The sequence below is a fragment of the uncultured Gilvimarinus sp. genome, from assembly GCF_963972205.1.
GTDB lineage: Bacteria > Pseudomonadota > Gammaproteobacteria > Pseudomonadales > Cellvibrionaceae > Gilvimarinus > Gilvimarinus japonicus.
The window spans coordinates 129,340-154,090 of the sequence record NZ_CAXAUC010000004.1; the positions used below are offsets into that span (position 1 = coordinate 129,340).

The 24,751-nt window shown below is 53.9% G+C and carries 26 protein-coding genes; 18 read left to right on the forward strand and 8 right to left on the reverse strand.

The window, feature by feature from the left end; all coding sequences use genetic code 11:
* Positions 1–65 precede the first annotated feature (65 nt).
* The 6 genes from lptB to AACY82_RS09010 are packed head-to-tail and all read right to left on the reverse strand — an operon-like array spanning position 66 to position 4,469.
* Positions 66–791 carry an LPS export ABC transporter ATP-binding protein gene (gene lptB / locus AACY82_RS08985; protein WP_339616461.1) on the reverse strand — a complete coding sequence of 242 codons (726 nt, stop codon included), beginning with the start codon at positions 789–791 and terminating at the stop codon, positions 66–68.
* Position 792: 1 nt separating this feature from the next.
* Complete coding sequence (gene lptA, locus AACY82_RS08990; protein WP_339616462.1) at positions 793–1,341, reverse strand: lipopolysaccharide transport periplasmic protein LptA; 549 nt, start codon at positions 1,339–1,341, stop codon at positions 793–795.
* Positions 1,331–1,867, reverse strand: coding sequence for an LPS export ABC transporter periplasmic protein LptC (gene lptC, locus AACY82_RS08995; protein ID WP_339616463.1), 537 nt, complete (start codon positions 1,865–1,867; stop codon positions 1,331–1,333). Before lptC ends, lptA begins: the two co-directional genes overlap by 11 nt.
* A gap of 40 nt (positions 1,868–1,907) precedes the next feature.
* Positions 1,908–2,444, reverse strand: coding sequence for an HAD-IIIA family hydrolase (locus AACY82_RS09000; protein WP_339616464.1), 537 nt, complete (start codon positions 2,442–2,444; stop codon positions 1,908–1,910).
* 43 nt (positions 2,445–2,487) lie between these two features.
* Complete coding sequence (locus AACY82_RS09005) at positions 2,488–3,459, reverse strand: KpsF/GutQ family sugar-phosphate isomerase (RefSeq protein WP_339616465.1); 972 nt, start codon at positions 3,457–3,459, stop codon at positions 2,488–2,490.
* A gap of 47 nt (positions 3,460–3,506) precedes the next feature.
* Positions 3,507–4,469, reverse strand: coding sequence for a calcium/sodium antiporter (locus tag AACY82_RS09010; protein ID WP_339616466.1), 963 nt, complete (start codon positions 4,467–4,469; stop codon positions 3,507–3,509).
* Between the two features lie 269 nt (positions 4,470–4,738).
* Between AACY82_RS09010 and AACY82_RS09015 the strand changes: the two genes are divergently transcribed.
* The 5 genes from AACY82_RS09015 to hisD all read left to right on the forward strand — a co-directional run bounded on the left by AACY82_RS09015 (position 4,739) and on the right by hisD (position 8,970).
* Positions 4,739–5,353, forward strand: a complete 615-nt coding sequence (locus AACY82_RS09015; protein WP_339616467.1) for an ABC transporter substrate-binding protein — start codon at positions 4,739–4,741, stop codon at positions 5,351–5,353.
* 132 nt (positions 5,354–5,485) lie between these two features.
* Positions 5,486–5,728 carry a BolA/IbaG family iron-sulfur metabolism protein gene (locus tag AACY82_RS09020; protein WP_339616468.1) on the forward strand — a complete coding sequence of 81 codons (243 nt, stop codon included), beginning with the start codon at positions 5,486–5,488 and terminating at the stop codon, positions 5,726–5,728.
* 12 nt (positions 5,729–5,740) lie between these two features.
* Positions 5,741–7,003 (forward strand): UDP-N-acetylglucosamine 1-carboxyvinyltransferase, encoded by a 1,263-nt coding sequence (gene murA / locus AACY82_RS09025; protein WP_339616469.1) that lies wholly within the window; start codon positions 5,741–5,743, stop codon positions 7,001–7,003.
* 17 nt (positions 7,004–7,020) lie between these two features.
* Entirely contained in the window at positions 7,021–7,653 is a 633-nt protein-coding gene (gene hisG, locus AACY82_RS09030) for an ATP phosphoribosyltransferase (protein ID WP_339616582.1), read from the forward strand.
* A gap of 9 nt (positions 7,654–7,662) precedes the next feature.
* Complete coding sequence (gene hisD / locus AACY82_RS09035; RefSeq protein ID WP_339616470.1) at positions 7,663–8,970, forward strand: histidinol dehydrogenase; 1,308 nt, start codon at positions 7,663–7,665, stop codon at positions 8,968–8,970.
* A gap of 46 nt (positions 8,971–9,016) precedes the next feature.
* On the opposite strand, the gene AACY82_RS09040 is transcribed toward hisD, so the two are convergent.
* Entirely contained in the window at positions 9,017–10,174 is a 1,158-nt protein-coding gene (locus AACY82_RS09040) for a trypsin-like peptidase domain-containing protein (RefSeq protein ID WP_339616471.1), read from the reverse strand.
* Positions 10,175–10,206: 32 nt separating this feature from the next.
* Entirely contained in the window at positions 10,207–10,698 is a 492-nt protein-coding gene (locus tag AACY82_RS09045) for a DUF1043 family protein (RefSeq protein ID WP_339616472.1), read from the reverse strand.
* A gap of 152 nt (positions 10,699–10,850) precedes the next feature.
* Between AACY82_RS09045 and AACY82_RS09050 the strand changes: the two genes are divergently transcribed.
* From AACY82_RS09050 to pstB, 13 genes are all read left to right on the forward strand, one after another.
* Complete coding sequence (locus tag AACY82_RS09050; RefSeq protein WP_339616473.1) at positions 10,851–11,516, forward strand: alpha/beta fold hydrolase; 666 nt, start codon at positions 10,851–10,853, stop codon at positions 11,514–11,516.
* Entirely contained in the window at positions 11,509–12,627 is a 1,119-nt protein-coding gene (zapE, locus tag AACY82_RS09055) for a cell division protein ZapE (RefSeq protein ID WP_339616474.1), read from the forward strand. Before AACY82_RS09050 ends, zapE begins: the two co-directional genes overlap by 8 nt.
* A 147-nt stretch (positions 12,628–12,774) precedes the next feature.
* Positions 12,775–13,203 carry a 50S ribosomal protein L13 gene (gene rplM / locus AACY82_RS09060; RefSeq protein ID WP_339616475.1) on the forward strand — a complete coding sequence of 143 codons (429 nt, stop codon included), beginning with the start codon at positions 12,775–12,777 and terminating at the stop codon, positions 13,201–13,203.
* Between the two features lie 14 nt (positions 13,204–13,217).
* Positions 13,218–13,610, forward strand: a complete 393-nt coding sequence (gene rpsI / locus AACY82_RS09065) for a 30S ribosomal protein S9 (RefSeq protein ID WP_339616476.1) — start codon at positions 13,218–13,220, stop codon at positions 13,608–13,610.
* Between the two features lie 296 nt (positions 13,611–13,906).
* Positions 13,907–14,500, forward strand: a complete 594-nt coding sequence (gene petA, locus AACY82_RS09070) for a ubiquinol-cytochrome c reductase iron-sulfur subunit (RefSeq protein WP_339616477.1) — start codon at positions 13,907–13,909, stop codon at positions 14,498–14,500.
* A 1-nt stretch (position 14,501) separates the two neighbouring features.
* Positions 14,502–16,553 carry a ubiquinol-cytochrome c reductase gene (locus tag AACY82_RS09075; RefSeq protein WP_339616478.1) on the forward strand — a complete coding sequence of 684 codons (2,052 nt, stop codon included), beginning with the start codon at positions 14,502–14,504 and terminating at the stop codon, positions 16,551–16,553.
* Between the two features lie 66 nt (positions 16,554–16,619).
* Positions 16,620–17,255: a stringent starvation protein SspA gene (gene sspA, locus AACY82_RS09080; RefSeq protein ID WP_339616479.1), complete on the forward strand. Its 636-nt coding sequence runs from the start codon at positions 16,620–16,622 to the stop codon at positions 17,253–17,255.
* 90 nt (positions 17,256–17,345) lie between these two features.
* A complete protein-coding gene (locus AACY82_RS09085) occupies positions 17,346–17,750 on the forward strand; it encodes a ClpXP protease specificity-enhancing factor (protein WP_339616480.1) in 405 nt (134 codons plus the stop codon).
* A gap of 143 nt (positions 17,751–17,893) precedes the next feature.
* The gene (locus AACY82_RS09090) at positions 17,894–18,511 is read left to right on the forward strand and encodes a Yip1 family protein (protein WP_339616481.1); all 618 of its coding nucleotides are present in this window, start codon (positions 17,894–17,896) and stop codon (positions 18,509–18,511) included.
* A 202-nt stretch (positions 18,512–18,713) separates the two neighbouring features.
* Complete coding sequence (locus tag AACY82_RS09095) at positions 18,714–19,682, forward strand: phosphate ABC transporter substrate-binding protein PstS family protein (RefSeq protein WP_339616482.1); 969 nt, start codon at positions 18,714–18,716, stop codon at positions 19,680–19,682.
* A gap of 164 nt (positions 19,683–19,846) precedes the next feature.
* Positions 19,847–22,132, forward strand: coding sequence for an ABC transporter permease subunit (locus AACY82_RS09100; RefSeq protein ID WP_339616483.1), 2,286 nt, complete (start codon positions 19,847–19,849; stop codon positions 22,130–22,132).
* 15 nt (positions 22,133–22,147) lie between these two features.
* Positions 22,148–23,815 (forward strand): phosphate ABC transporter permease PstA, encoded by a 1,668-nt coding sequence (gene pstA, locus AACY82_RS09105; protein ID WP_339616484.1) that lies wholly within the window; start codon positions 22,148–22,150, stop codon positions 23,813–23,815.
* A gap of 160 nt (positions 23,816–23,975) precedes the next feature.
* The gene (gene pstB, locus AACY82_RS09110) at positions 23,976–24,740 is read left to right on the forward strand and encodes a phosphate ABC transporter ATP-binding protein PstB (protein WP_339616583.1); all 765 of its coding nucleotides are present in this window, start codon (positions 23,976–23,978) and stop codon (positions 24,738–24,740) included.
* Positions 24,741–24,751: the final 11 nt, after the last annotated feature.

A 24,751-nucleotide genomic window follows, 5' to 3' on the forward strand; every position in this document is an offset into this window, starting at 1 on the left:
AAGCAATCTTTGTGCCTGAAAGTCAAAAAATAGAAATTGTCAAGTGGTGGTGCGGCTGCTCGGCTTTACAGCATAAAGTTGTCACCGAGGTAGACTTTGCGCACTTTCTGATTGGCCAGAACCTGCTCCGAGCTGCCCTCAGCGATGATATGGCCCTCGCTGACGATATAGGCTTTTTCGCAGATGCCAAGTGTTTCTCGGACATTGTGATCGGTAATCAAAATACCAATGCCGCGATCCTTAAGGTGACGCACAATGTGCTGAATGTCGCTGACCGAGATAGGGTCAACCCCGGCGAAGGGCTCATCTAGTAGAATAAAGGCCGGGTCCGTTGCCAGGGCGCGGGCGATTTCGACCCGGCGGCGCTCGCCACCCGAGAGCGACATGCCGAGGTTGTCGCGAATGTGGGTGATGTGAAACTCCTGCAGTAGCTGCTCGAGCTGCTCTAGGCGCTGTGGTTTTTTGAGATCGCGTCGAGTCTCTAAGATGGCGAGGATGTTGTCCGCCACCGACAGCTTGCGAAACACCGAGGCCTCTTGCGGCAGGTAACCAATGCCCGCCCGGGCCCGGCCGTGGATCGGTAGGTGTGTCAGGTCTAGCTCGTCTAGGGTGACGCGGCCGTTGTCGGCTTTGACCAGCCCCGCGATCATGTAAAAGCAGGTGGTTTTACCCGCGCCGTTAGGCCCGAGTAAGCCGACAATTTCACCGCTGCTAACAGACATCGACACGTCAGCGACGACTTGGCGGCGTTTGTAGCTTTTAGCGAGGTTGTGTGCAGTAAGAGTGGCCATATTATTTTTCGGTCGCTCCGGCAGGAATCACCATTTTGATACGCTCGTTCGAGTTGTCATCGCTCTGGGCGTTGATGAGTTCGCGGGCCAAGTCATAGTGAATGCTGTGGCCTTGCATAATCGCGCCGTCTTGTTCGATTTTAGCGCTGTTGCTGAGCGTTACCGTGCGCTTGTCGTGGTCGTAGCTGATCTCGTGAGCCTCGGCAAACACTTTGCCTTTGTCGGCTTGGGGTTGCTGTTCAAAGTGTGCCGGGGAGCCAGATGCCTCGATTTTGGCGACTGAATTGTCACTTTTAAAGTGAACCACGATACGCTCGGCATCGATGATCAACGAGCCTTGTTGGAGGCGCGCTGAGCCGGTGTAGGTGACTAGCCCATTTTTTTGATCAAACAGTTGTTTGTCGGCCTGTAGCTGAAAGTCTTGCTCGCGGTCGTCGGGTAAGGCGTGAGCTGTTGTGGCAATCATTGCCATTGCGGCGGCTAAAGCCAGCGCCGGGACTCGCGGAAATAAGCCCGTCTTTAAATAGCGCTTAATATCATTAAGGGGCATAAGTGGCTTTTACCTCGGATAGCAGTTCAATACGTCCGTTGTCGAGCTCGGCATTGAGGCCAACAGCGCGAGTGGTGCCGCGCTCGCTACGCATGGTAACAGGTTTGTCGGTATGCGCGTATTGCTGGTCAGTGTCGATGGTTAGATCATCGGTGGTTAAGGTCACCCAGCCGTATTGGCCTTTTTCGTTCCATACCTGCACATTGTCGCGCAGGGTGATGGCGTTGCTGACACTGGTGCCTTGCTTGGCTGAAAGTTGCCATGGCTCAGTACTCGATTGGCGATAAAGCGTGACGTGGGGGTGATCCACTTCGCTGCGGTTAATGGTGCCATTGCTAAACGAGGTAACAGAGCGGGCAACCATTTTGTGTTTGAGGCTGCCGTTGTTGCTATAGGTGCGATCGACAATGCCCGTCATATACGATTGCGGGAATTGCTTTTGCGCCTTGGCGCTCTCGTCACTTAACAGCATGTCACGGGGCGAGTATTGCAGTGCGCCATAAATCAGCGCGCTGCATATCGACATAAGCAGTATCCAAGATTTGGGTTGCCGGGGCCGCACAGGCTTAGTCCTCAGTTGCGATAAATGGCGCCAGCATGGCGGTGTAGCTGCCTTGCGCCTGCATAATTAAATCACAGGCGTCGCGCACGGCACCGTCGCCCCCGCGGTTATGGCTAATCCAGTGGGCGCGCTCGGTAACCGCGCTGTGGCCGTTGGGAACCGACAGCGCCAGGCCCACCCGGGTCATGATGGTTAAGTCGGGCCAGTCGTCTCCCATGTGGGCAATTTCATCAAGTTCGATATTCATGTCTTCGATCATTTCACCCAGTGCCTGCCATTTGTCTTCGCGGCCCTGAATTAATAATGTAATGCCTAAGTCCCGAGCACGACGGGCCACCAGTGCACTGGTGCGGCCGGTGATGATACCCACCTTGACGCCGGATTTTTGCAATAATTTGAGGCCTTGTCCATCGAGTGTATTAAAGGCTTTTAGTTCATTGCCGGCGTTATCAAAATACAGTTTGCAGTCGGTGAGCACGCCGTCGACATCCAGTAATAGTAATTTAATGCGGCGTGCGCGGGTTAGGGTTTCTTCGGTCATAAGTTAATGGCTGTATTGGAGAGTGTGTAAGGTCGCGGTGCGATTAAATAACGCCAGCGCGCAAAAGATCGTGCATATGGACAACGCCGGTAGGGACTCGGTTGTCGCCCGTGATCACCAAGGCGGTAATTTTTCGGGTTTCCATAAGGTTAAGCGCCTCGGCGGCGAGCGTGTCGGGTGCGACGGTGGTCGGGCTGTGATTCATAATCTCGTGCATTTGCGCCGAGTGTATGTCCACGCCGCGATCAATACTGCGGCGCAAATCACCATCGGTAAAGATGCCGGCAAGCTCGCCACTGTCTTCAGCTACCGTGGTCATGCCAAAGCCTTTCGTGGTCATCTCCAGTAGCGCTCGGGCTAGGGTGTCGTGCTTTGCAACGACCGGCAGTTCATCTTTACTGTGCATGACGTCGCTGACTCGTAGCAACAGCTTGCGCCCCAGTGAGCCACCGGGGTGCGAGAAAGCAAAGTCTTCGGCGGTAAAGCCGCGGGCCTCAAGCAGGGCGATGGCGAGGGCGTCTCCTAGCACTGTGGTGACGGTCGCGCTGGATGTTGGCGCCAGTGCCAGCGGGCAGGCTTCGCGCTCGACGGCGATACTGAGGTGAGCGTCGGCCGCTTGCGCCAATACCGACTCGGGCGCACCGGTCATGCTGATCATTGGCACGCCTAGCCGTTTAATCAGCGGTAAAAGCGTCAGTAGTTCGGGGGAGTTGCCGGAGTAGGAAATGGCAATAAGCAGGTCATCGCGCGTTAGCATGCCCAGATCGCCGTGACTGGCTTCACCTGGGTGCATAAAAAACGCGGGGGTGCCGGTGCTAACCAATGTCGCCGCTATCTTTTTGCCCATATGACCAGACTTGCCCATGCCCGAGACGATGACACGACCGGTGCACTTTAAAATCTGGCGGCAGGCGCGGCTAAATTGCTCATCAATATGACCGCGCAGCTCGGCGACCGCTTGAGTCTCAAGCTCAATGGTGCGCAGCGCTGACTGGCCAAAATCGAATTCCGTCATGATATTGCGTGATTCCTAATGCTTTTGATGGGCGCTAGTATAATGCATTAAGCCAACAGCAGGACGTAATAACCGGCATACAGCGCTAGCAGCAGCAGGCCGAGTGGTTTGCCCAGCGCTGCCCCACCGCTGTTGCGGCGGGTTAAAAAGCTGATATACAAAGCGATGGCAAGTATCAGTGTTAAGGCGCCCATGGCCAGAAAGTCGCGATTAAAAACGGCGGACTCCATGTCGAGTGGGGCAATGATGCCCGGTATGGCCATTACCGCTAAAATGTTAAACAGATTAGAGCCGATTACATTGCCGATAGCGATGTCATAATGGCCTTTAAGGGCGCTGGCAACCGATGCCGCCAGCTCCGGTAGGCTAGTACCTACCGCGACCACCGTAAGACCGATAACCAGTGGGCTGACGCCAAAGGCTAGGGCCAGTTCACTGGCGCCGCGCACCAGTAAATCGGAGCTGATGATCAAGATGACCAGCCCGACAATAAACCAAGCGATTGACGCGAACCGGCTCATGACTGGAATATCGTCTTCAACCTCTTCCGGGTGGTGACGTTTGCTCCAGATGATCAACCCCATGGCGCAGGGCAACAACGCCAGCATCGCCCAGCCCTCTTGGCGAGAGAGGTGGGCGTCGCTCAGGAACCATCCAGCTAGAGCGGTGACAAACAGCAGAACCGGCAGCTCTATTTTTAGCAGGTGGTTTTGTACTGGCAGCACCGCAATTAGTGCGGTAGCGCCCAGTACGAGGCCAATGTTGGCCAGGTTTGAGCCGAGTGCATTGCCCACCGCCAGGTCTCCTGCACCGCGCAGTGCTGCGTTAAGCGAGACGACGACCTCGGGTGCCGACGTGCCAAACGCGACGATAGTGAGGCCGATGATCAGCTTGGATATGCCAAAGGTGCGCGCCATAGCGGCGCTGCCGGCAACGAACTTATCCGCGCTCCATATTAGGCCAACGAAGCCGATGAGCACCAAAAGTGCGGGAAACCAAAGCTGGGTCATAAAGTGATCTCGGTGTAATACTGGATGATTTTTGCTAAAGGACGGCACCATTTTACTGTGATGCTGTCTGTAGGCTGGTGCGGGGCTAAATGGTATAGTGTTCCGCTTCGCACAGCAATTGCGAGCGCTCCGCTCGCCGCCTGATTGGCGTATATTTTGGTGCTAGGCAATCCAGCCAGTTTAGTTGTACGTACTATATTTAACCTTACTTGCCTGTGTCGCTCGCTAGGGAAGAGTTTGTTGTAATTTACTCGTTAAGGAAAGTGAAGATGATTCGATTTTCGTTGCTGAAACCGCTACAAACGGCGGTTGTGTTTTTTATGCTTGTCGCGTCAATGGCCCGAGCCGATGGCGCGGACCCGTATCAATTAGTACAAGGGGTTACAGATAAGCTGATCAGTGCAGCACAAGTTCACAATAAAAGTGGCGATCAGGCAAGCTTTGATGACGAAGTGATGGCGGCGCTAGAGCCCGTGGTTGCGTTTGATTATATTGCCCGAGTGGTGATGGGCGATTACTACGACAAGGCGACGGACAAGCAGAAACGTGCTTTTGCCGACAAGTTTCAGGCCGATTTGGTTAGTACGTATGCCAAAGGTATTGCGACCTACGCCGATAGCAGTATTAAGCTGGTAGAGCCGTCTAAGCCGGTCGGTGATGCACGCCGGGTGACGGTAGAGCAGCAAGTCAGCCATGAAGGCTCGACTCACAAGCTGTCTTATTCCATGGGTAAAAACCGTGACGGTGAGTGGAAGCTGATTAACGTGGTGCTTAACGGCGTTAACCTGGGGCGCTCGTTTAGCAGCCAGTTCCAGCAGTTGGCGAATAAATATGGCGGCGATATCGATAAAATTATTGGCCAATGGGACGCTTCTGAAGGCTAGTTTAACGCTGCTCTGACAATCCCGCGTGCCCTTAAGGGTGCGCGGGGCGCTACAATCCGGTAATATTCCCGCCTGTTTCTAATTAGTCGACCCAGATTCTTGCTGTGGTCGTCCTAGCCCTATGGGAGAGCTATGCAAGCCCAAGAGATTCAAGCGCTCATCGAAAACCACATTGCGGACAGTCAGGCGCAAGTGACGATCGAAGGTAGTCATGTCCATTTAGTGGTGGTGAGCCCTGCCTTTGCCGGTGTTAGTCCTGTGAAAAAGCAGCAGATGGTGTATGCCCTGCTGACTGATCAGATAGCCAGCGGCGTGATTCACGCTGTTCATATGAAAACGCTGACTCCTGAAGAGTTCGCCCGCCAGTCCAGCTAACAGGTAGCCCGCATGGATAAACTGATGATTCAGAGCGCAGGCCCGCTGGCCGGCGAGATCCGTATTTCCGGGTCAAAAAACTCGGCGCTGCCTATTCTTGCCGCCACCTTGCTGGCCGATACGCCGATACAAATATCGAATTTGCCACACTTAAACGACATCACCACCATGCTGGCGCTGCTGCGTTGCATGGGCGTGGGGGTGACGGTGGACGAGCGTATGTCGGTCGAGATCGACGCCAACGCGATTAATGACTTTACCGCTCCTTACGAGCTGGTAAAAACCATGCGCGCCTCTATTTTGGTGCTGGGGCCGATGCTGGCTCGCCACGGAGTCGCCAATGTGTCGTTTCCGGGCGGGTGCGCCATCGGTTCGCGCCCGGTGGATATCCACCTGCGTGGGCTTGAGGCCATGGGCGCCACCATTGAGGTCGACGAAGGTTATATTCGTGCCCGCATGGATGGACGCCTAAAGGGCGCTCATATTTTAATGGATACGGTCACCGTCGGCGGAACCGAGAACCTGCTGATGGCCGCGGTACTGGCCGAGGGGCGCACGGTACTGGAAAACGCCGCGCGCGAACCCGAGGTGGTGGATTTGGCTCACTGCTTGGTGGCAATGGGAGCGCAGATCGAAGGCATTGGCACGGCGACACTGGTGATCAATGGCGTTGAGCGTCTGCAAGGGTGTCACTACAACGTAATGCCCGACCGTATTGAGACGGGCACTTATTTAGTGGCGGCGGCGGCAACGCGCGGCAGTATTCGCGTTAAAGATACGCGGGAAGACATTCTCGAAGGTGTGTTGCTTAAATTGGAAGAGGCTGGTGCCCACATCGCCACCGGCAGCGACTGGATTAGCCTGGATATGAAAGGCAATCGCCCGCGCGCAGTCAGCTTAAAAACTGCACCGTATCCGGCATTTCCCACGGATATGCAGGCGCAGTTTACCGCGATGAATGCAGTTGCTGAAGGCTCAAGCTCCGTTACGGAGACGATCTTTGAGAACCGCCTGATTCAGGTGCACGAGCTTAACCGCATGGGCGCTGATATTTCTTTGCAGGGTAATACGGCGATGATCCGGGGGGTCGAACGGCTTAAGGGCGCGCCGGTTATGGCGACCGACCTTCGTGCATCGGCAAGTTTGGTTATTGCAGGCCTTGTCGCGGATGGGGCGACACTGGTGGATCGAATCTACCATATTGATCGCGGCTACGAATGTATTGAAGAAAAGTTGCAAATGCTGGGCGCTAATATCCGCCGGGTTCCCAACTAGGTTGAGTTATGACTGACATGATTACCATTGCCCTCACCAAGGGGCGGATTCTGGAAGAGACGTTGCCATTGTTAGCGGCGGCCGAGATTCACCCGGAAGAAGACATCGACAAAAGCCGCAAGCTGGTGTTTGCCACCAACCAAAGTGATGTGCAATTGCTGGTGTTGCGCGGCGCCGATGTGCCCACCTACGTGCAGTTTGGTGCGGCGGATATGGGCATCTCGGGCAAAGACACACTGATGGAAAACGGCGCCGAGGGGCTGTACGAGCCGCTGGATTTACGTATTGCCCGCTGCCAGTTGATGACCGCGGCCATTAAGGGCGCGCCCGCTAAATCTGGCCGGATTCGGGTGGCCACTAAATACGTTAATATTGCCAAGCAATATTACGCCGCCCAGGGTCGGCAAAGCGACATTATTAAGCTTTACGGGGCGATGGAGTTGGCGCCTATTATGAGCTTAGCCGATGAAATTGTGGACATTGTCGACACGGGCAATACTCTTAAGGCCAACGGCTTAGAAGCGCGCGAATTTATTGCCGATATCAGTTCGCGCCTGATTGTGAATAAAGCCTCCATGAAGATGAAGCATGTGCGTATTCAGGCCATTATCGATGGCATTGCACAGGCCGTGGCTTCCGGTAACAAGTAAGAGATCACTATGACAAGCAATCCTTTGATCGCTCGCCTTGATGCTAGTGATGCTGAGTTTTCCTCGCAGCTCGATGCGCTGCTGGCATGGGACTCAGTGTCAGATACCAAGGTTGCCGATATTGTTGCGGAGATTATCGCGGCGGTAAAAGCTCGCGGTGATGCGGCTGTCGTTGAGTACACTAACCGGTTTGATCGGCGCACTGTGACGAGCATGAGCGAGCTGGTGGTGCCGGCCGAGCGAATCGCTGCGGCACTGGCGGCGATTTCTTCCGAGCAGCGCGGCGCGCTGGAAGCGGCAGCTACGCGGGTACGGACGTATCACGAGCACCAGCAACAAGAATCCTGGCGTTACACTGAGGCCGACGGCACTGTATTGGGTCAGCAGATTACAGCCATGCAGCGTGTTGGGCTTTATGTGCCGGGCGGCAAGGCGTCGTACCCGTCATCGGTGTTAATGAATGCGATACCGGCCAAAGTGGCAGGTGTCGATGAGCTGACCATGGTGGTGCCTGCGCCCGATGGTGTGCTCAATGATATGGTGCTGGCCGCCGCCGCGATCGCCGGTGTTGACCGTGTCGTGACTATGGGGGGTGCGCAGGCCGTTGCCGCGTTGGCCTACGGCACCGAGACGATTGCCCGGGTTGATAAGATCGTCGGCCCTGGCAATATTTTTGTCGCTACCGCCAAGCGTGCAGTGTTTGGCCAGGTGGCAATCGATATGATTGCCGGGCCCTCCGAAATTTTAGTGCTATGCGATGGCCAGACCGATCCCGACTGGATCGCTATGGACTTGTTTAGTCAAGCTGAGCACGATGAGCAAGCGCAGTCGATTTTAGTTTGCCCCGACGGGGACTACCTTGATCGTGTTGCGGCCGCCATGGCCCGCTTGCTGCCCACCATGAGTCGCGCGGACATTATTCGCCCCTCTTTGGCAAATCGCGGTGCGTTAATCAAAGTGGCCGACATGAATGAGGCGGTCGCCTTGTCCAACCGCATTGCGCCCGAGCACTTGGAGCTGTCGGTCGCCGATCCGGAGGCCTTGTTGCCCAGTATTCGCCATGCGGGCGCTATTTTTATGGGGCGTCACACCCCCGAGGCGTTAGGTGATTACTGCGCGGGTCCGAATCACGTGTTGCCTACCTCTGGCACGGCACGGTTTTCGTCCCCCCTGGGTGTTTACGACTTTCAAAAACGCAGTTCTATTATTTTCTGTTCGCCCGAGGGGGCGTCGGTGTTAGCCGAGACGGCCTCGACTTTGGCGCGCAGTGAAGCATTAGAGGCCCACGCGTTGTCGGCCGAATACCGCAAGCGCTAACGTTTTAATGTTGGCTCGGTAGGTTAGTGGGCCGACTTGTGGTGCGCTAGGTGCGGTTGACTTCGAGGTTATCTGGTCGCTCGCCCACCGTGACATCTATCTCCAGCTCTTCCGGCAGCGAGCCGTTGGTGTGAGGGCGCAATACCCGTACGCTGACGACGGTGCCCGGCGCCAAATCGGCCACCTCTTTTAGCCCTTGGCGCTCATTGCCAATGGGTTGATTGTTGATGTGGGTAATCACATCGTTGGGGCGAATGCCGGCGATGTGTGCGGGGTTATTTAAAAAGACATTCGTGACCCGCAGGCCGCTGACGTTTTTTAATCCCAGTGCGGTGATGGCGGCGGGCGTTAAACGCTCGGCGTCGAGGCCGAGCCAGCCGCGCACGACACGTCCGTACTTAATAATATCCTTTAGTGATTTCATGGCATCGTCCGCGGGTACGGCAAAACCAATGCCGACGGTATCGAAGATAATTGCGGCGTTAATGCCCAGTAAATTACCGTGGGTGTCGATCAGCGCGCCGCCCGAGTTGCCGGGATTGATCGCGGCATCGGTTTGGATGTAGTTCTCGTAGCTGCTGATGCCTAAGCCGTAGCGGCTAAGCGCGCTAATGATACCCTGAGTGACGGTTTGACCGACCCCGAAAGGGTTGCCAATCGCGAGCACGACATCGCCCACGCGCGCCTGATTGGGGTTGCCGATATTAATGGGGGTAAGGTTGTCTAGCTCGATTTTTAGTACTGCCAGATCGCTGCCGGGATCGTTGCCAATAAATGTAGCGCCCGCGCGGCGGCCATCGTGCAGCAGTACTAAAATCTCGTCCGCGCCTTCGATGACGTGGTTGTTGGTCAGCAAATAGCCCTCGGGGCTGACAATAACGCCAGAGCCCAGCGCCGACTTAACTCGCTCTTGCTGGCCAGAATTGCGAAACAGTTTTTCGTACAGGGGGTGGTCGGCGAGTGGGTGGCGACGAGTTTCGATGACTTTTCGCGAGTAAATGTTAACAACCGATGACGCCGCTTGGTCGACCGCGTGGGCGTAAGACAGGTTGGCAAAGGCATTATCGCTTTGGGGGGCAGCGCTGGCCGGTAGTTGCCAGCTTTGCGGGCGTAGCTCGGGCACGGTGAGTAGCAAAATTAAAGCGGCAACCAAGCCGATCATGACGGGCCAGGCAAAAAAGCTCAGCAGGCGGCTCGGGGACATGCAATCTCCTCTTGGTGGCGCACGGGCGCCTGTTAGCGCTCTGGTGCGGGGTAGGGCTCGGGAGTTTTGCTGTCGTCGGAGGTGCTGTTGCCTTGCTCATCCAAGCCGTACTCTTCGCTCAGAGTCGGTTTGCGGCCTTGGCGCTTAGGGGCCCAGTCGCGCGGCGCCTGAATTTGTTGCTCGTGCAGGGTGTGTGACTTGTTGCCCGGCAATTGGTGGTCGGCATCGGCCAGCAGTTGTCGGCTGATTTCCGGTGTGCTTAATGTTAACGCGCTGCTGGCTAGGTGCTCGTGCATGTCTCGGTAGCTTTCGTTTAAGCTTTTTACCAGCTCAGTGGTGCGGGCAAAGTGGTCGGTCACATCGCGCTGATAGTTGTTGAGTGCCTCTTCGGCATCAATTAGGCGTTTTTCCATATCGGCATTGCGCGAGCCGCCTGAGCGACCACGAGAAAAAATATAACCGCTAAAGCAGCCTACAAATAGGGCGATAAGGGCGCTAATAACGACGGTGGTGAGTGAAAACACAACAGCTCTCCTGAACTTGCCGAATAAAAGAGTCGTGGGCCTTGGCGTGCAAAACCCACCTTACAGTCGGTATTATACGGCCTTTTACGCTTCAACGTGAGGTGCACAGTGGCACCACAGCGAAAAAATTGTCTGTAGGGTGAATTGAGTTTATGACCAGCGATTTATTTGAGTTTGATCGAGGGCTGTTGCTAGCCGGCCCGGTGGGTGCCTTGGAGGTTTCCGTCAGCTTGGCGAGCGCCGCTAAGGCGGTAATGCCCGCAAATGCTGTGGCCATTGTTTGTCATCCGCACCCGCTGCATGGTGGCACTATGGATAATAAAGTGGTGACTACCCTGATGCGTACTTATCGTGACCTTGGGGCGGCCGTTGTGCGGTTTAATTTTCGCGGTGTGGGGGCGAGTGAGGGTGAGTACGCCGAAGGTGTGGGTGAGGTGGATGACTTGCTAGCGGTTATAGCGGAGGTACAGCGTCATCGTCCGGGTGCGCCTTTGTACCTGGCGGGTTTTTCGTTTGGCGCGGCGGCGGTGGCGAAGGCTTGCGCCACAGTGACGCCGGTCCGGCATGTGGCGTTAGTGGCGCCGCCAGTACCGCGTTACCAGTTGGCCGATATTAAAGGTGTTAAGGCGCCGCTGGCTGTACTTCAGGGCGCTATGGATGAGCGGGTGGTGGCCGCTGAGGTGGCACGTTGGGTGGCTGCACTTGAGGGTGATGTGAGCTATCGCGAGTTTGCCGCCGCCGGACACTTTTTTCATGGTGAGCTGGGGCCGCTAAAGCAGACGCTGACAGAAATTGTTGCGGGGTTGGAGGATGAGTGACGTAGTTGCCAGTGGGGCGCTGAGTCCGAAACAGCGCTACGACAAAGATTTGCAGCGCCCGGGCTTTGTGGCGGACGCCACGCAGGCACAAGCTGTGGCCAAGTTGCAGTCTCTGTACGAGCGCTTGCAGCAGTCGGCCAAGCCCCCCAGTTTGTGGCAGCGTTTAACGGGGAAAACACAGCGGGAGCCGGTCTGTGGTTTGTATTTTTGGGGTGGGGTCGGGCGCGGTAAAACCTACCTGATGGATAACTTTTACGAAAGCCTGCCCTTCGAGCAAAAAATGCGGGTCCACTTCCATCGTTTTATGCGTCGTGTGCACACTGATTTAAAGCGTTTGGCCGGACAAAAAAATCCGCTTGAGCAAGTGGCTGAGGGCATTGCCGCTGAGGCGCGGGTCATCTGTTTTGATGAGTTTTTTGTCAGTGATATCACCGACGCGATGATTTTGGCGGGCCTGTTGCGCGAACTGTTTGCCCGTGGGGTAACGCTAGTGACCACCTCAAATATTGAGCCGGCGGGACTCTATCGCGATGGCTTGCAGCGCGAGCGTTTTTTACCGGCTATTGCATTGCTGCAAAAATACACAGAGGTGGTCAATGTGGATGGCGGCGTCGACTACCGGTTGCGGGCCTTGAGCCAGGCCGAGCTGTATTACTCGCCGCTAGGGCCGGAGGCAGAGGTGGCCCTGGGCGCCGCGTTCGAGCGTTTGTTGCCGCCGGGAGCTCAGGTGCGCGAGAACACCACCATTGAGGTGGAGCAGCGCCGCATTAATGTTCGCAAGCAAGCTGATGATGTCGTCTGGTTTGATTTTGCGGCGGTGTGTGACGGGCCGCGCTCGCAAAACGATTACATCGAGCTAGCTCGTGAATTTCACGCGGTGTTGGTAAGCGATATTCCCCTATTAGGTGGCGACAAAGATGACCAGTCTCGCCGTTTTATTAATCTGGTCGATGAGTTCTACGATCGGGGGGTCAAGCTGGTGGTGTCGGCCGCCGCGCCGCTCGATCAACTATACAGTGGGGGTAGGCTGTCGTTTGAGTTTGCCCGCACGGAGAGTAGACTGCTCGAAATGCAGAGTCATGAATATCTCGCACGCGAACATCACCCGTAAGGGCGGGTTCCCGGGCGAATGTCGTCGATTGTTGGACGTGCCGGCGGCGCCGGTAAAAAACTTTAGAAAAGGCTTGAATTGGACGTGCGCGTTATGTAGTATTCGCGCTCTTTTTGTGGGAAGCACCACCTAGTAGGCAGGTATAACATGAAGACATATAGTGCTAAAGCAGAATCAGTCGTTCGCGATTGGTTCGTGATTGATGCAGATGGTAAGACTCTGGGCCGTATGGCTGCGGAGATCGCTACTCGTCTGCGCGGTAAGCACAAACCTGAGTACACTCCCCATGTTGACACCGGCGACTACATTGTAGTCATTAACGCAGAGAAAGTTCGCGTTACCGGCAAAAAAGCGACTGATAAGATGTATTACCATCACACCGGCTACGTCGGTGGCATCAAGTCAATTAGCTTTGAGAAGTTGATCGATAAAGCACCGGAGCGCGTGATTCAGCGTGCTGTTAAAGGCATGTTGCCCCGTGGCCCACTCGGTCGGACTATGTTCAACAAGTTGAAAGTGTACGCAGGTAGTGAGCATCCGCACACTGCTCAGCAGCCGCAAGAACTTACTCTCTAAACGGAAAGCTGATTATGGCAGTTACTCAATATTACGGTACCGGCCGTCGTAAGACCTCGACCGCTCGAGTGTTCATTACTCCCGGCACCGGTAAAGTTACGATTAATGATCGCTCGCTAGACGAGTACTTCGGTCGCGAAGTTGCACGCATGGTCGTGCGCCAGCCACTGGAGCTCGTCGAGCTGACCGATAAATTTGATATTAACGCCACTGTTGCTGGCGGCGGTAGTTTCGGCCAAGCCGGTGCTATTCGTCACGGTCTGACTCGTGCCCTGATGGAGTACGATGAGACTTTGCGCCAGTCGCTGCGTGGAGCAGGTTACGTTACCCGCGACTCGCGTGCGGTTGAGCGTAAGAAAGTTGGTCTGCGCAAAGCACGTAAGAAGCCGCAATTCTCCAAGCGTTAATTCGGTTGTGCCTTGTCTGCCGGGCAACTGGTGGCAGCTGGCTTTTAAAAGCGCTCAGGGTTACCCCTGGGCGCTTTTTCGTTTGTGGGGTATCGTTTTGTCGCCCGTTTACTGCTTTGTGTCGGTTCAGCCGGCGCTGCTGTAGCCCTTACGCCACGCGGCCTCGCGTGGTTATTCTTGTAACAGGCGCACAATTTCTTTAAGATTGGCCAATTTTTACAAGACAATAACACTATTCTAAATCGTTGAAATTCAGTGATTTACTGGCCGTTGATGCTGTTAGGGGAGAAGTCGTCATGACCAATGACGTTGTCAATAAAACGCGCCGCCGCGTGTTAACCGCTGCTACCACAGTAGTGGGTGCGGTAGGTGCGGTAGGTGCTGCGGTACCGTTTGTGGGTTCCTGGAATCCAAGTGCCAAAGCCAAAGCGGCAGGTGCACCGGTAAAAGTCAATGTAAGCAAAATTGAACCAGGCGCTATGATTACCGCTGAGTGGCGGGGTAAGCCGGTTTATATCGTGCGTCGCACAGAGCAAGTTCTGAGTACTTTGCAGGGTAACGACGAACTGCTACGCGACCCGGCTTCTGAAAAGCCACAACAACCCGCCTACGCGCAAAACCCCACCCGATCCATTAAGCCCGACTACCTGATTTTGGTAGGCCTTTGTACCCACCTAGGGTGTGCGCCGCTATTTCGCCCGGAAGTGGACTCGGTAAACCTGGATGGCGGTACGTGGCAGGGCGGCTTCTTTTGCCCGTGTCACGGTTCTAAATTCGATCTCGCTGGACGTGTATTTAAAGGTGTTCCAGCGCCAATTAACCTTCTGGTGCCACCGCATAAGTTCGATAGCGATGCTGTGGTGACCATCGGTGTGGATCAGGAGGCATAACATGAATTGGATGAAAGGTCTGTGGAATTGGGTCGATGCGCGTTTGCCGGTACAGCGTGCGTGGGATACCCATATGGGCAAGTACTACGCGCCTAAAAACTTTAACTTTTGGTACTTTTTTGGTGTTTTGTCGCTGTTGGTTTTGGTTAATCAGTTATTGACTGGTATCTGGCTGACCATGAACTACAACCCCAGCGCTGACGGTGCGTTTGCTTCGGTCGAGTACATCATGCGCGATGTCGACTACGGCTGGTTGCTGCGCTATATGCACTCTACCGGCGCCTCGGCGTTTTTTGTGGTGGTGTATCTGCATATGTTCCGCGGTTTGATGTACGGCTCTTATAAAGCGCCGCGCGAGCTGGTATGGATTTTTGGTATGACCATCTACCTAGCCCTGATGGCGGAAGCCTTTATGGGCTACGTGCTGCCTTGGGGGCAGATGTCCTACTGGGGCGCACAGGTGATTGTGTCCTTGTTTGGCGCCATACCTGTCGTCGGTGACGGCTTGGTTGAGTGGATTCGCGGTGACTACCTAATCTCGGGGATTACCCTAAACCGCTTCTTTGCGCTGCATGTGGTTGCCTTGCCGATTGTGCTGCTGGCGCTGGTGGTGTTGCACTTACTGGCGTTGCACGAAGTGGGTTCTAACAACCCCGATGGCATCGAAATTAAAAAGAACAAAGACGAAAATGGTATTCCCAAAGATGGTGTACCTTTCCATCCGTTCTACACCGTGCATGACTTGGTGGGCATCGCCGTTTTCTTGTTCGTGTTCTGTTTTGTGCTGTTCTTTATGCCAGAGATGGGTGGGTTCTTTTTGGAATACGCCAACTTTGAAGAGGCGAATAACCTTAAAACCCCAGAGCACATTGCGCCGGTGTGGTATTTCACCCCGTTTTACGCGGTACTGCGTGCAGTGACCTTTGATATAGGCCCCTTGAACTCTAAGTTCCTTGGGTTGATTGCCATGGGTGCTGCTATTGCCATTTTGTTTGTGTTGCCATGGTTGGATCGCAGTCCGGTTAAGTCGATGCGTTACAAAGGCCACATCAGCCGTATTGCGTTGATTGTGTTTGCTGCAGCCTTTGTGATTTTGGGGTACTTGGGGGTAAAAGCTCCTACACCCGGTCGCACGATTCTGGCGCAGATTTGTACGGTATTGTACTTCTTGTACTTTATTGCCATGCCGTTCTGGACCACTCGGGAAAAAACCTTTCCGGTACCTGAGCGCGTAACCAGTAAAGGCTTGCCCACCTATATGGTGATTGCAGGGTTTGTCCTGTTCGCGATCTTGGTGGTTGTACCGATTAAAGCGGTGGGCGCCGAAAGTCACTTTGCCTGTGGCGCTATTCCCTGCGACGAGATTGAAACGGACTTGTCCGATAAGGCCTCGTTGCAACGCGGCGCAAAGTACTTTGTAAACTACTGCATGGGCTGTCACTCGGCTAAGTATTCACGCTTTGAGCGCGTGGCCGATGACTTGGATATTCCTCACGATCTGATGCTGGAAAACATGGTGTTTTCCGATAAGCGCATTGGTCAGCTGATGGAAATTAGCATGAAGCCCGACTTGGCGAAAAAGTGGTTTGGGGCTTCCCCTCCGGATTTAACGCTGGTGGCACGGGCGCGCTCGCCTGAGTGGCTGTATACCTACCTGCGCAACTTTTATAAAGATGAGTCGCGTCCTCTAGGCGTTAACAATCGTGTGTTTGCCAACGTCGGTATGCCTCACGTCTTGTTAGAGCTGCAAGGTCTGCATGAGTGCGGAGCAGGCCCTAAGCTCGATCACCATGGTCACGCTGAGCGCGATAACTTGGGTAACCAAGTAATGGATGAGCACTGTGGGGCGTTGGTCGAGGGCGATATCAAAGGCAGTATGTCAGATGATGAATTTGATAAAGCCGTTTACGACTTGGTTAACTTCTTAGAGTATGTTGCTGAGCCGTCGCGTATGCACAGCGAACGTATAGGCATTTATGTACTGCTGTTTTTGTGCGTATTTTTTATCTTTGCCTATCTGCTAAACCGCGAATACTGGAAAGGTATTCACTAAGCTTTTTTAAAGTGGGTGGCATTTTGCCACCCATATTCTTTGTTGTATAACTATTGAGGTGCCCTAATGGGTGTTGTGACCAAGCGCTCATCCATGACTTTTTTCTCTGACGCCCATGACCATTACAGTCATCGGGTACGTATTGTGTTAGCAGAAAAAGGCGTGACGGTTGATTTGGTGGATGTCGATGTCGACAACAAGCCGCAAGAGTTAGCGGATTTGAATCCCTACAATTCATTGCCGACACTGGTTGATCGCGATTTGTCTTTGTATGAATCCAAAGTGATGATGGAGTATCTCGACGAGCGCTTCCCGCATCCACCGCTGTTGCCGGTGTACCCTGTGGCAAGAGCTCAGAGCCGATTATGGATGTATCGCCTAGAGCGCGACTGGGCGCCCTTGGTGGATCTCATCAAACAAAGCGATGATAAAGCCCAGGTAGAGAACGCGCGTAAAGAACTCAAAGATAGCTTGCTAACCATTGCACCTATTTTTGCCGAAATGCCATTCTTTATGAGCGATGAGTTTACCATTGTCGATTGCTGCTTAGGGCCTATCCTGTGGCGCTTGCATTCGCTGGGCATTGAGTTTCCCAATACTCGTCAAAGCCAGCCGCTTAAGCAGTATATGGAGCGTCTGTTTGCCCGTGAGTCATTTCAGCAAAGCCTGACTGAATTTGAACGGGAAATGAACCCCGCTTAAGTCGCTATAGGCGCGGTGTAAACGCGCCTATTAACTTCTTACGGTCTTTTCCGTAGGGGGTTGCCACACTCAGCGCCGAGGAGAGAAGCCATGACAATGACCTCTAGTCGCCCCTATATGATTCGCGCGCTCTATGAGTGGATCGTGGATAACAACTGTACTCCCTACCTATTGGTAAATGCACACGCTACCGGTGTAGAAGTGCCGCAAGAGCACATTAACAAAGATGGGCAGATCATTCTGAATATTGCCCCCGCTTCGGTGGTTGATTTGAACATGCTCGATGATAGTGTGTCTTTTAGCGCCCGATTTGGTGGTGTGCCACGCCAGCTGTTTATCCCCTGTTATGCTGTGTTGGGGATTTATGCCCGTGAGAATGGCCAAGGTATGGTGTTTGAAGCCGAGGCCGAACCACCAGAGCCGCCCAAGCCGCCAGCACCTTCTGGCAGTGATGACAGCGATAGTAAGCGTCCGAGTTTACGGGTGGTGAAGTAGGCCACTTTTGAGTGTATATTTCGTTGTACGTTTAGTAGTCCTTTCTATATAGCTAATACTTATTTGCGGCTGTCATCAGCCGCTTGTTATCTTTGATCCTACAGATCCACTGAATAATAAGAACTCAGACGTAGGAGAAGTATATGGCGATGTTTCAGCACACTTTGGGCATTTTCACCAACCCCGACCGCGAATGGCAGCGTATTCGCAACGAAGAACACAGCTTTTTTAAGGTCTACTGGACTCATGTGCCGCTATTGGCTCTGATTCCTGTTCTGTGTGCCTATTTTGGCGTTACCTACCAAGGCTGGAGTATTGGCAGCGGTGGGATGGTGAGGCTAACCTCTGAAAGTGCATTAATTCTATGCGCGTTTGCCTATTTGGCTGAGTTAGCGGCCGTGTACGTGCTGGGTGAATATATCAACTGGATGAGCCAGAGCTTTGGCGTGGATGACGAGGCGAGTAAGCGCCACTATGAGGGTACAGCTCTGGCGGTTTATTCCGCGACCCCCATGATGCTGGCGGGCTTGGTACTACTTTGGCCCGAGTTGTGGCTTGTGGCCGGCGTATTTATCGCCGCGGCCTGCTACTCGACGTATCTTATTTACGAAGGCATTCCCATCTTAATGAATATTCCAAAAGAGCGCGGCTTTATTTACGCCAGCTCTGTCATTACTGTCGGCTTAGTGCTGGCCGTGGTCGTCATGGTGGCGACTGTGATCGTCTGGAGCTCGGGTATGGGGCCGATTTACGTGAGCTAGTCGGTAAGCTCCTTTGGTATTGATAAAAAGCGGCTTAGGCCGCTTTTTTTGTGCTTGTAATTAGAGGTCAACAAGCGCTGCCGCTGAAATATGTCGGTTCGGTGACGGTTTTCTTACAGTCTGTCACATAACTGTCATACAGGGTCGCTAGAGTGCGCCCGAGATCAACATTTAACGGCTGTAATCAATTGAGGAGCGCTCCATGAACGTCACCACCTTTATTCGCGGCTTAGGCCTAGCCGGTGCTTTGCTTAGTACGGCGGCAGTAGCCGACCTAGATCCACAACTACCCGACTATGAGGCCGCCTCCGGCGTCTCTGGCAATGTGAATAGCATTGGCTCGGATACGTTGAATAACCTGATGACCTTGTGGGCCGAAGAGTACGCCAAATACTACCCCAACGTAAATATTCAAATTCAAGGGGCGGGTTCGTCAACTGCGCCGCCTGCGCTGACAGAAGGCACCGCTAATTTTGGCCCGATGAGCCGTGAGATGAAGGCCTCAGAGATTCAGTCATTTGAAGCGCACCATGGTTATAAGCCGACGGCGGTACCGGTTGCGATCGATGTGGTGGCTGTCTACGTAAATAAAGATAACCCTATTAAAGGCATGACAATGGCTCAAGTCGATGCCGTTTTCTCGGCTACCCGTTTATGCGGTTACGGCGAAGATATTACCCGCTGGGGTGATCTCGGCCTTGACGGGGCTTGGAGCAACCGCGACTTTACCATTTACAGTCGCAACGCAGTCTCTGGCACCTATGGCTTTTTTAAAGACGTTGCACTGTGTGGCGGTGACTATAAAGCGAGCATCAACGAGCAGCCAGGTTCTGCCTCTGTGGTGCAGGGCGTTAGTGAGTCGATTAATGGTATTGGCTACTCGGGTATCGGTTACGTAACCTCAAGCGTGCGCGCTTTGCCGCTAGCGGCAGAGGAGGGGCAGCCATTCGCCCCGGCCGATGCCGCTCACGCCGCCGATGGCAGTTATCCAATGGCTCGCTTTTTGTATGTCTACGTTAATAAGCACCCTAATCGTCCGCTTAATCCGTTGCAGTCTGAGTTTTTAAAAATGGTTTTGTCTAAACAAGGGCAAGAGGTCGTGGTGCGCGATGGTTATATCCCGCTGCCAGCCACCGTTGCCAAGCGCGTTAGTACTGAGCTTGAGCTTTAAGTCGTTGTGTTAACCGTGACGGCAAGCCGCACCGCGTTAGAGCTTGCTGTCACGGCACTGTAACAAAACTGTCATTTTTCGTTGTTAGCATGCCGGCCAATTAACATAACAAGTGCCAACTGGGTCGGCCGGCCCGCTTTCTATCAGCATCAGGATTACGGACTATGAGTGAGATAACTCCAGCTGGGGCGGGGGGCGAGAGTCTAATGCCCAATGCCGAGCAGCGGGCCAGGCTGCGTAATATTCGTCGCCTGAAAGATAAATTTTCACGCTGGGGGGTCGCGAGTGCAGGCCTCGCCGTAGTTGGTGCACTGGGATTAATTTTCTTTTACTTGTTCTCTGAAGTGGCGCCACTATTAAAAAGTGCCGATGTCGAGGTGCTTGAACGCTATGATCACTCGCAAGTGACTGCGCTGGGAGATCCCGAACACTTGGTGTTAGAGCGTTACGAGCAAATTGGCGCCAGCTTTACCGCCGGTGGTGATGTGCAATTTTTCTCGGCCGACAATGGAAGCGCACTAAGCGCTTACCAAGTGCCTCGTTCCGAGGGCGCGCAATTTTCAAGTCTGGGTTTTGGCACCCCGGTCGATGGCTTAGTCGCTTATGGCTACGACAATGGTCAGCTGGTGCTTAGTCAACTGAACTATAAACTAAGCTACCCAAACGACACGCGCAAAATCACCCCCGAGCTAGTATACCCTTTGGGCGAAGAGCCAATTGTGATGGATAGCGAAGCGCGCGCACTGGCAACGGTTGCGGTGCAAAAGACGGCACGCGGCTATGCTCTGGCGGCTGCCACCGAGGACGGCCGCTTGCTGCTCGGTCGCTACACGACGCGTGAAAATATGATCACCGGTAAGGTGACGACCAGTGGTCGCGTAGACGCCTTGCCTGCACTGCCAAATGACGCAAAAGTGCGTTTTATCCAGCTGGATAAAACCGCGAGTCACTTGGTTATTGCCGACAATCAAGAGCGCTTGCATATTTACGATGTCGCCGATGCTACAGCGATGAGTTTGACCGAAACGGTCGCAACCGAGCGCGGCCAAGTGACGGCACTGCAATATTTGGTGGGTACGGGGTCGCTGGCGGTGGGGACTAATCAAGGCTCTGTCAGTCAGTGGTTGTTGGTGCGCGATCCGCAAAACACCTATCGCTTACAACCGGTGCGCGACTTTGAACCGCTGCCGGGTGCGGTCACAACCATAAGCCCGGAATACGCACGCCGTGGTTTTTTAGTCGGCGACGATCAGGGCACGGTGGGCATTTACTATGGCACGTCGTCGCGCACCTTAATGGTTAAGCCGATGACTGATGGCGCGATCGAGCAGTTGGCAATTTCCCCCATCAACGGCAAGTTGCTAATTTACGATGCATCGGGCCAGCTTAGTGTCGCCAGTGTTTGGAATCAGCATCCCGAGGTGTCGTTCAGCTCGCTGTGGCAAAAGGTTTGGTATGAAGGGCGCTCCGAGCCCGAGTATGTATGGCAGGCGTCATCCGGTGGCGATGAGTTTGAGTCGAAAATGAGCTTGGTGCCGCTGTCATTGGGTACGCTTAAAGCCGCCTTTTTTGCCATGTTGTTTGCGATTCCCTTGGGTATCGCCGGGGCGCTTTATACCGCCTATTTTATGACCCCCAAAATGCGCGGTTTAGTAAAGCCATCCATCGAAATTATGGAGGCTTTACCGACGGTTATTTTGGGTTTTCTGGCCGGCTTGTGGCTCGCGCCATTTTTAGAAAATCACTTGCCTGCCGTCTTTAGCATCCTGATTTTTATGCCGATTATGATGGTGCTGGTGGGCTTTGCCTGGAGCCGTCTGCCGCAGAGTATTCGGGTGCGTGCCCCCGAGGGGTGGGAGGCGGCGATTTTGGTTGTGCCTATCTTGTTGACCGGCTGGTTCTGTATTGCTTTAAGCCCCCATGTTGAGGTGTGGTTTTTTAGCGGCAGCATGCGCCAGTGGTTTACCGACTACGGCATTAACTATGATCAGCGCAACGCTTTAGTTGTCGGTATGGCGATGGGCTTTGCCGTGATTCCCACGATCTTTTCGATCGCCGAAGACGCCGTGTTTAACGTTCCGCGCCATCTTACTCAGGGCTCGTTGGCCCTGGGCGCCACTCGCTGGCAAACGGTGGTTGGGGTTGTGCTGCCCACCGCGAGCCCCGGTATTTTCTCGGCGGTGATGATGGGCTTTGGTCGCGCCGTGGGCGAGACCATGATTGTGCTGATGGCGACCGGCAATAGTCCGGTGGTGAACTTTAATATTTTTGAAGGTATGCGAACTTTATCGGCCAATATTGCGGTGGAGTTGCCCGAGACAGCGGTTGCCAGTACCCACTTTAGAGTGTTGTTCTTGGCCGCACTGGTGCTCTTGGCGTTGACCTTTATCGTCAATACTTGCGCTGAAATTATCCGTCAGCGCTTGCGCAAACGCTATAGCAATCTGTAACTGGGAGTCGAGGCAATGAAACATTGGTTAAAAAGTGGCGCTCCCTGGGTTTGGCTAAACGGCGGCGCCGTCGCGGTTTGTATGGTCATGGTGGTGGGGCTGATTGGTTTAATCGCTATTCGCGGTTTTGGGCATTTTTGGCCCGCCGATGTTGTTCAGATGACGGTCGTTGAACGCGATGGTACATCGGTTGCAATTTTAGGCGAAGAAGTCCGCTCTGAGGTGGTTCCCGCCGCCTTGGTGCGGGGCGCCGGTTACAACGTGCCCGAGGCGCAAGAGCTGGTTACCCGTTACTTGGTGAAACAGGGTAATCGTGACATTAATGCCAGAGACTTTAACTGGTACCTAGATGTGGGCATGAGCGAGTGGCAGAAGCCGGAAAACGCTATGGTCATTGAGCGCCGTGAGTGGGGTAACTTTTACGGTTTTCCGGTGGCGCTGTTAGAAAACGGTGAGGTCATCGCGACTGCTCAAGATAATACCTTTTGGGATCAAGTGCAGCAGCGGGTGGCGCGCAGTGTTGCGCTGCACAATGAGATTCGCCACATAGAGAAAGTCGATATTGGCCGTATTAACCATAAGCTTGAGCGCATCCGCTTAGACCGCCGAGGACTGGAGTTGGACGGCGCTGATTCGGCGCGCATGGCCGAGGCCGACGCCGAGTTTAGTGCGCTACGCGCCGAGCTAGATGAGCAGTACCGAGTGGTTAAAGCTGAGCGCGACGAGCTTTATCGCCAATTAAAGCGCGATACCCTAAAAGCACAAGTGGTCGATGGCCAAGCGGTGAGTATTGCGCTGCAAAACATTGTCCGTTTAACCCGCCCAAACGCTATGGGTGTTTTTGCCAAAATGGGGCAATACGTCGAGCGCTTCTGGGAGTTTTTATCGGACGAGCCCCGCGAGGCAAATACTGAAGGGGGGATTTTTCCCGCGATTTTCGGCACTGTCACCATGGTCATTGTAATGTCTATTATCGTTACGCCCTTTGGTGTGCTGGCCGCGATTTATTTGCGCGAGTACGCCAAGCAGGGGCCGGTGCTGCGTGTTATCCGAATATCCGTGTATAACTTGGCCGGTGTGCCATCCATTGTTTACGGTGTATTTGGCTTGGGCTTTTTTGTGTATTTTTTAGGGGGAAGCCTCGATGAGTTGTTTTACCGAGAGTCGTTGCCCGCGCCCACCTTTGGTACGCCAGGCTTGTTTTGGGCCTCATTGACGTTGGCGTTGCTCACTTTGCCGGTGGTGATTGTCTCCACAGAAGAGGGGCTATCCCGCATCCCGACCACTATTCGCCAAGGGTCATTGGCGCTGGGTGCGACTAAGGCAGAAACCTTGTGGAAGGTGGTGGTACCGCTGGCCACACCGGCGATGATGACAGGCCTGATTTTAGCCATTGCCCGCGCCGCAGGTGAAGTGGCGCCTTTGATGTTGGTTGGCGTGGTAAAGCTGGCTCCCTCGCTACCGCTTGATGGCAATTACCCTTACTTGCACTTGGATCAGAAAATCATGCATTTGGGTTTTCATATTTACGACGTTGGCTTTCAAAGTCCAAACGTCGAGGCCGCCCGCCCGCTGGTGTACGCTACCGCGTTGACCTTGGTAATGCTGATTATTGTCTTGAACCTTGCAGCTATTCGTATTCGTAACAGTCTGCGCGAGAAGTACCGCAGCGCGTCCGATTGATAACGGGAGTGATATCATGTTAGAACCAAGCGATCTTGTCGAGCCTAACGAAGCGTCAGTTCCGGGTGCGGATGCGCAGAGTATGGAAAGAGAATTGCACGAACCTGGCGCGAGTACGCCGTCATATAAGCAGACCTTTGATCAGGCAGAACCTTCAGCTATGGAAAACGAAACAATTAAACTTGAGGTCGAAGACCTAAAGCTTTATTACGGCAACGATCAGGCGCTAAAAAATATTAGCCTGCAAATACCGGAAAAAAAAGTAACGGCTTTTATTGGTCCGTCTGGTTGTGGTAAGTCGACGTTGTTGCGCTGTTTTAACCGCATGAATGACTTGGTCGATAGCTGTCGTATCGAGGGAAAGATCTTACTGGACGGTGAAAATATTTATGATGCATCGGTGGATGTCGCCGAGCTGCGCCGCCAAGTGGGCATGGTTTTTCAAAAACCGAACCCGTTTCCCAAATCTATTTATGAAAATGTTGCCTATGGTTTGCGGTTGCAGGGTGTTAAATCCAAGCGCACACTCGATACCGTGGTTGAGAACTCGTTGCGCGGGGCGGCTTTGTGGGATGAGGTAAAAGACCGCTTGCACGACAATGCCTTTGGCTTGTCTGGCGGTCAGCAGCAGCGTTTGGTGATTGCTCGCGCTATTGCTATTGAGCCGGAGGTGATTTTGCTGGATGAGCCAGCCTCGGCCCTTGATCCTATCTCAACCCTAAAAATCGAAGAGTTGATTTACGAGTTAAAAGACAAGTACACCATTGTGATTGTCACTCATAATATGCAGCAAGCCGCTCGGGTATCCGATTACACTGCCTTTATGTACATGGGTGACTTAGTCGAGGTGGGTGATACCGATACCCTGTTTACCAACCCGACTCAGAAACAAACCGAAGACTATATTACTGGCCGATACGGCTAGTGTGGGCGCGC

Excerpts from the sequence above, each read along its gene's own strand:
- sspA (WP_339616479.1), top strand. The coding sequence starts at position 16,620 with ATGGGTGTTGTGACCAAGCGCTCATCCATGACTTTTTTCTCTGACGCC.
- AACY82_RS09075 (WP_339616478.1), top strand. The coding sequence starts at position 14,502 with ATGAATTGGATGAAAGGTCTGTGGAATTGGGTCGATGCGCGTTTGCCG.
- murA (WP_339616469.1), top strand. The coding sequence starts at position 5,741 with ATGGATAAACTGATGATTCAGAGCGCAGGCCCGCTGGCCGGCGAGATC.
- AACY82_RS09100 (WP_339616483.1), top strand. The coding sequence starts at position 19,847 with ATGAGTGAGATAACTCCAGCTGGGGCGGGGGGCGAGAGTCTAATGCCC.
- rpsI (WP_339616476.1), top strand. The coding sequence starts at position 13,218 with ATGGCAGTTACTCAATATTACGGTACCGGCCGTCGTAAGACCTCGACC.
- petA (WP_339616477.1), top strand. The coding sequence starts at position 13,907 with ATGACCAATGACGTTGTCAATAAAACGCGCCGCCGCGTGTTAACCGCT.
- AACY82_RS09005 (WP_339616465.1), bottom strand. The coding sequence starts at position 3,459 with ATGACGGAATTCGATTTTGGCCAGTCAGCGCTGCGCACCATTGAGCTT.
- AACY82_RS09000 (WP_339616464.1), bottom strand. The coding sequence starts at position 2,444 with ATGACCGAAGAAACCCTAACCCGCGCACGCCGCATTAAATTACTATTA.
- AACY82_RS09085 (WP_339616480.1), top strand. The coding sequence starts at position 17,346 with ATGACAATGACCTCTAGTCGCCCCTATATGATTCGCGCGCTCTATGAG.
- hisD (WP_339616470.1), top strand. The coding sequence starts at position 7,663 with ATGACAAGCAATCCTTTGATCGCTCGCCTTGATGCTAGTGATGCTGAG.
- hisG (WP_339616582.1), top strand. The coding sequence starts at position 7,021 with ATGATTACCATTGCCCTCACCAAGGGGCGGATTCTGGAAGAGACGTTG.
- AACY82_RS09090 (WP_339616481.1), top strand. The coding sequence starts at position 17,894 with ATGGCGATGTTTCAGCACACTTTGGGCATTTTCACCAACCCCGACCGC.
- AACY82_RS09015 (WP_339616467.1), top strand. The coding sequence starts at position 4,739 with ATGATTCGATTTTCGTTGCTGAAACCGCTACAAACGGCGGTTGTGTTT.
- AACY82_RS09095 (WP_339616482.1), top strand. The coding sequence starts at position 18,714 with ATGAACGTCACCACCTTTATTCGCGGCTTAGGCCTAGCCGGTGCTTTG.
- AACY82_RS09040 (WP_339616471.1), bottom strand. The coding sequence starts at position 10,174 with ATGTCCCCGAGCCGCCTGCTGAGCTTTTTTGCCTGGCCCGTCATGATC.
- AACY82_RS09010 (WP_339616466.1), bottom strand. The coding sequence starts at position 4,469 with ATGACCCAGCTTTGGTTTCCCGCACTTTTGGTGCTCATCGGCTTCGTT.
- rplM (WP_339616475.1), top strand. The coding sequence starts at position 12,775 with ATGAAGACATATAGTGCTAAAGCAGAATCAGTCGTTCGCGATTGGTTC.
- lptA (WP_339616462.1), bottom strand. The coding sequence starts at position 1,341 with ATGCCCCTTAATGATATTAAGCGCTATTTAAAGACGGGCTTATTTCCG.
- AACY82_RS09020 (WP_339616468.1), top strand. The coding sequence starts at position 5,486 with ATGCAAGCCCAAGAGATTCAAGCGCTCATCGAAAACCACATTGCGGAC.
- lptB (WP_339616461.1), bottom strand. The coding sequence starts at position 791 with ATGGCCACTCTTACTGCACACAACCTCGCTAAAAGCTACAAACGCCGC.
- zapE (WP_339616474.1), top strand. The coding sequence starts at position 11,509 with ATGAGTGACGTAGTTGCCAGTGGGGCGCTGAGTCCGAAACAGCGCTAC.
- lptC (WP_339616463.1), bottom strand. The coding sequence starts at position 1,867 with ATGTCGATATGCAGCGCGCTGATTTATGGCGCACTGCAATACTCGCCC.
- pstA (WP_339616484.1), top strand. The coding sequence starts at position 22,148 with ATGAAACATTGGTTAAAAAGTGGCGCTCCCTGGGTTTGGCTAAACGGC.
- AACY82_RS09050 (WP_339616473.1), top strand. The coding sequence starts at position 10,851 with ATGACCAGCGATTTATTTGAGTTTGATCGAGGGCTGTTGCTAGCCGGC.
- pstB (WP_339616583.1), top strand. The coding sequence starts at position 23,976 with ATGGAAAACGAAACAATTAAACTTGAGGTCGAAGACCTAAAGCTTTAT.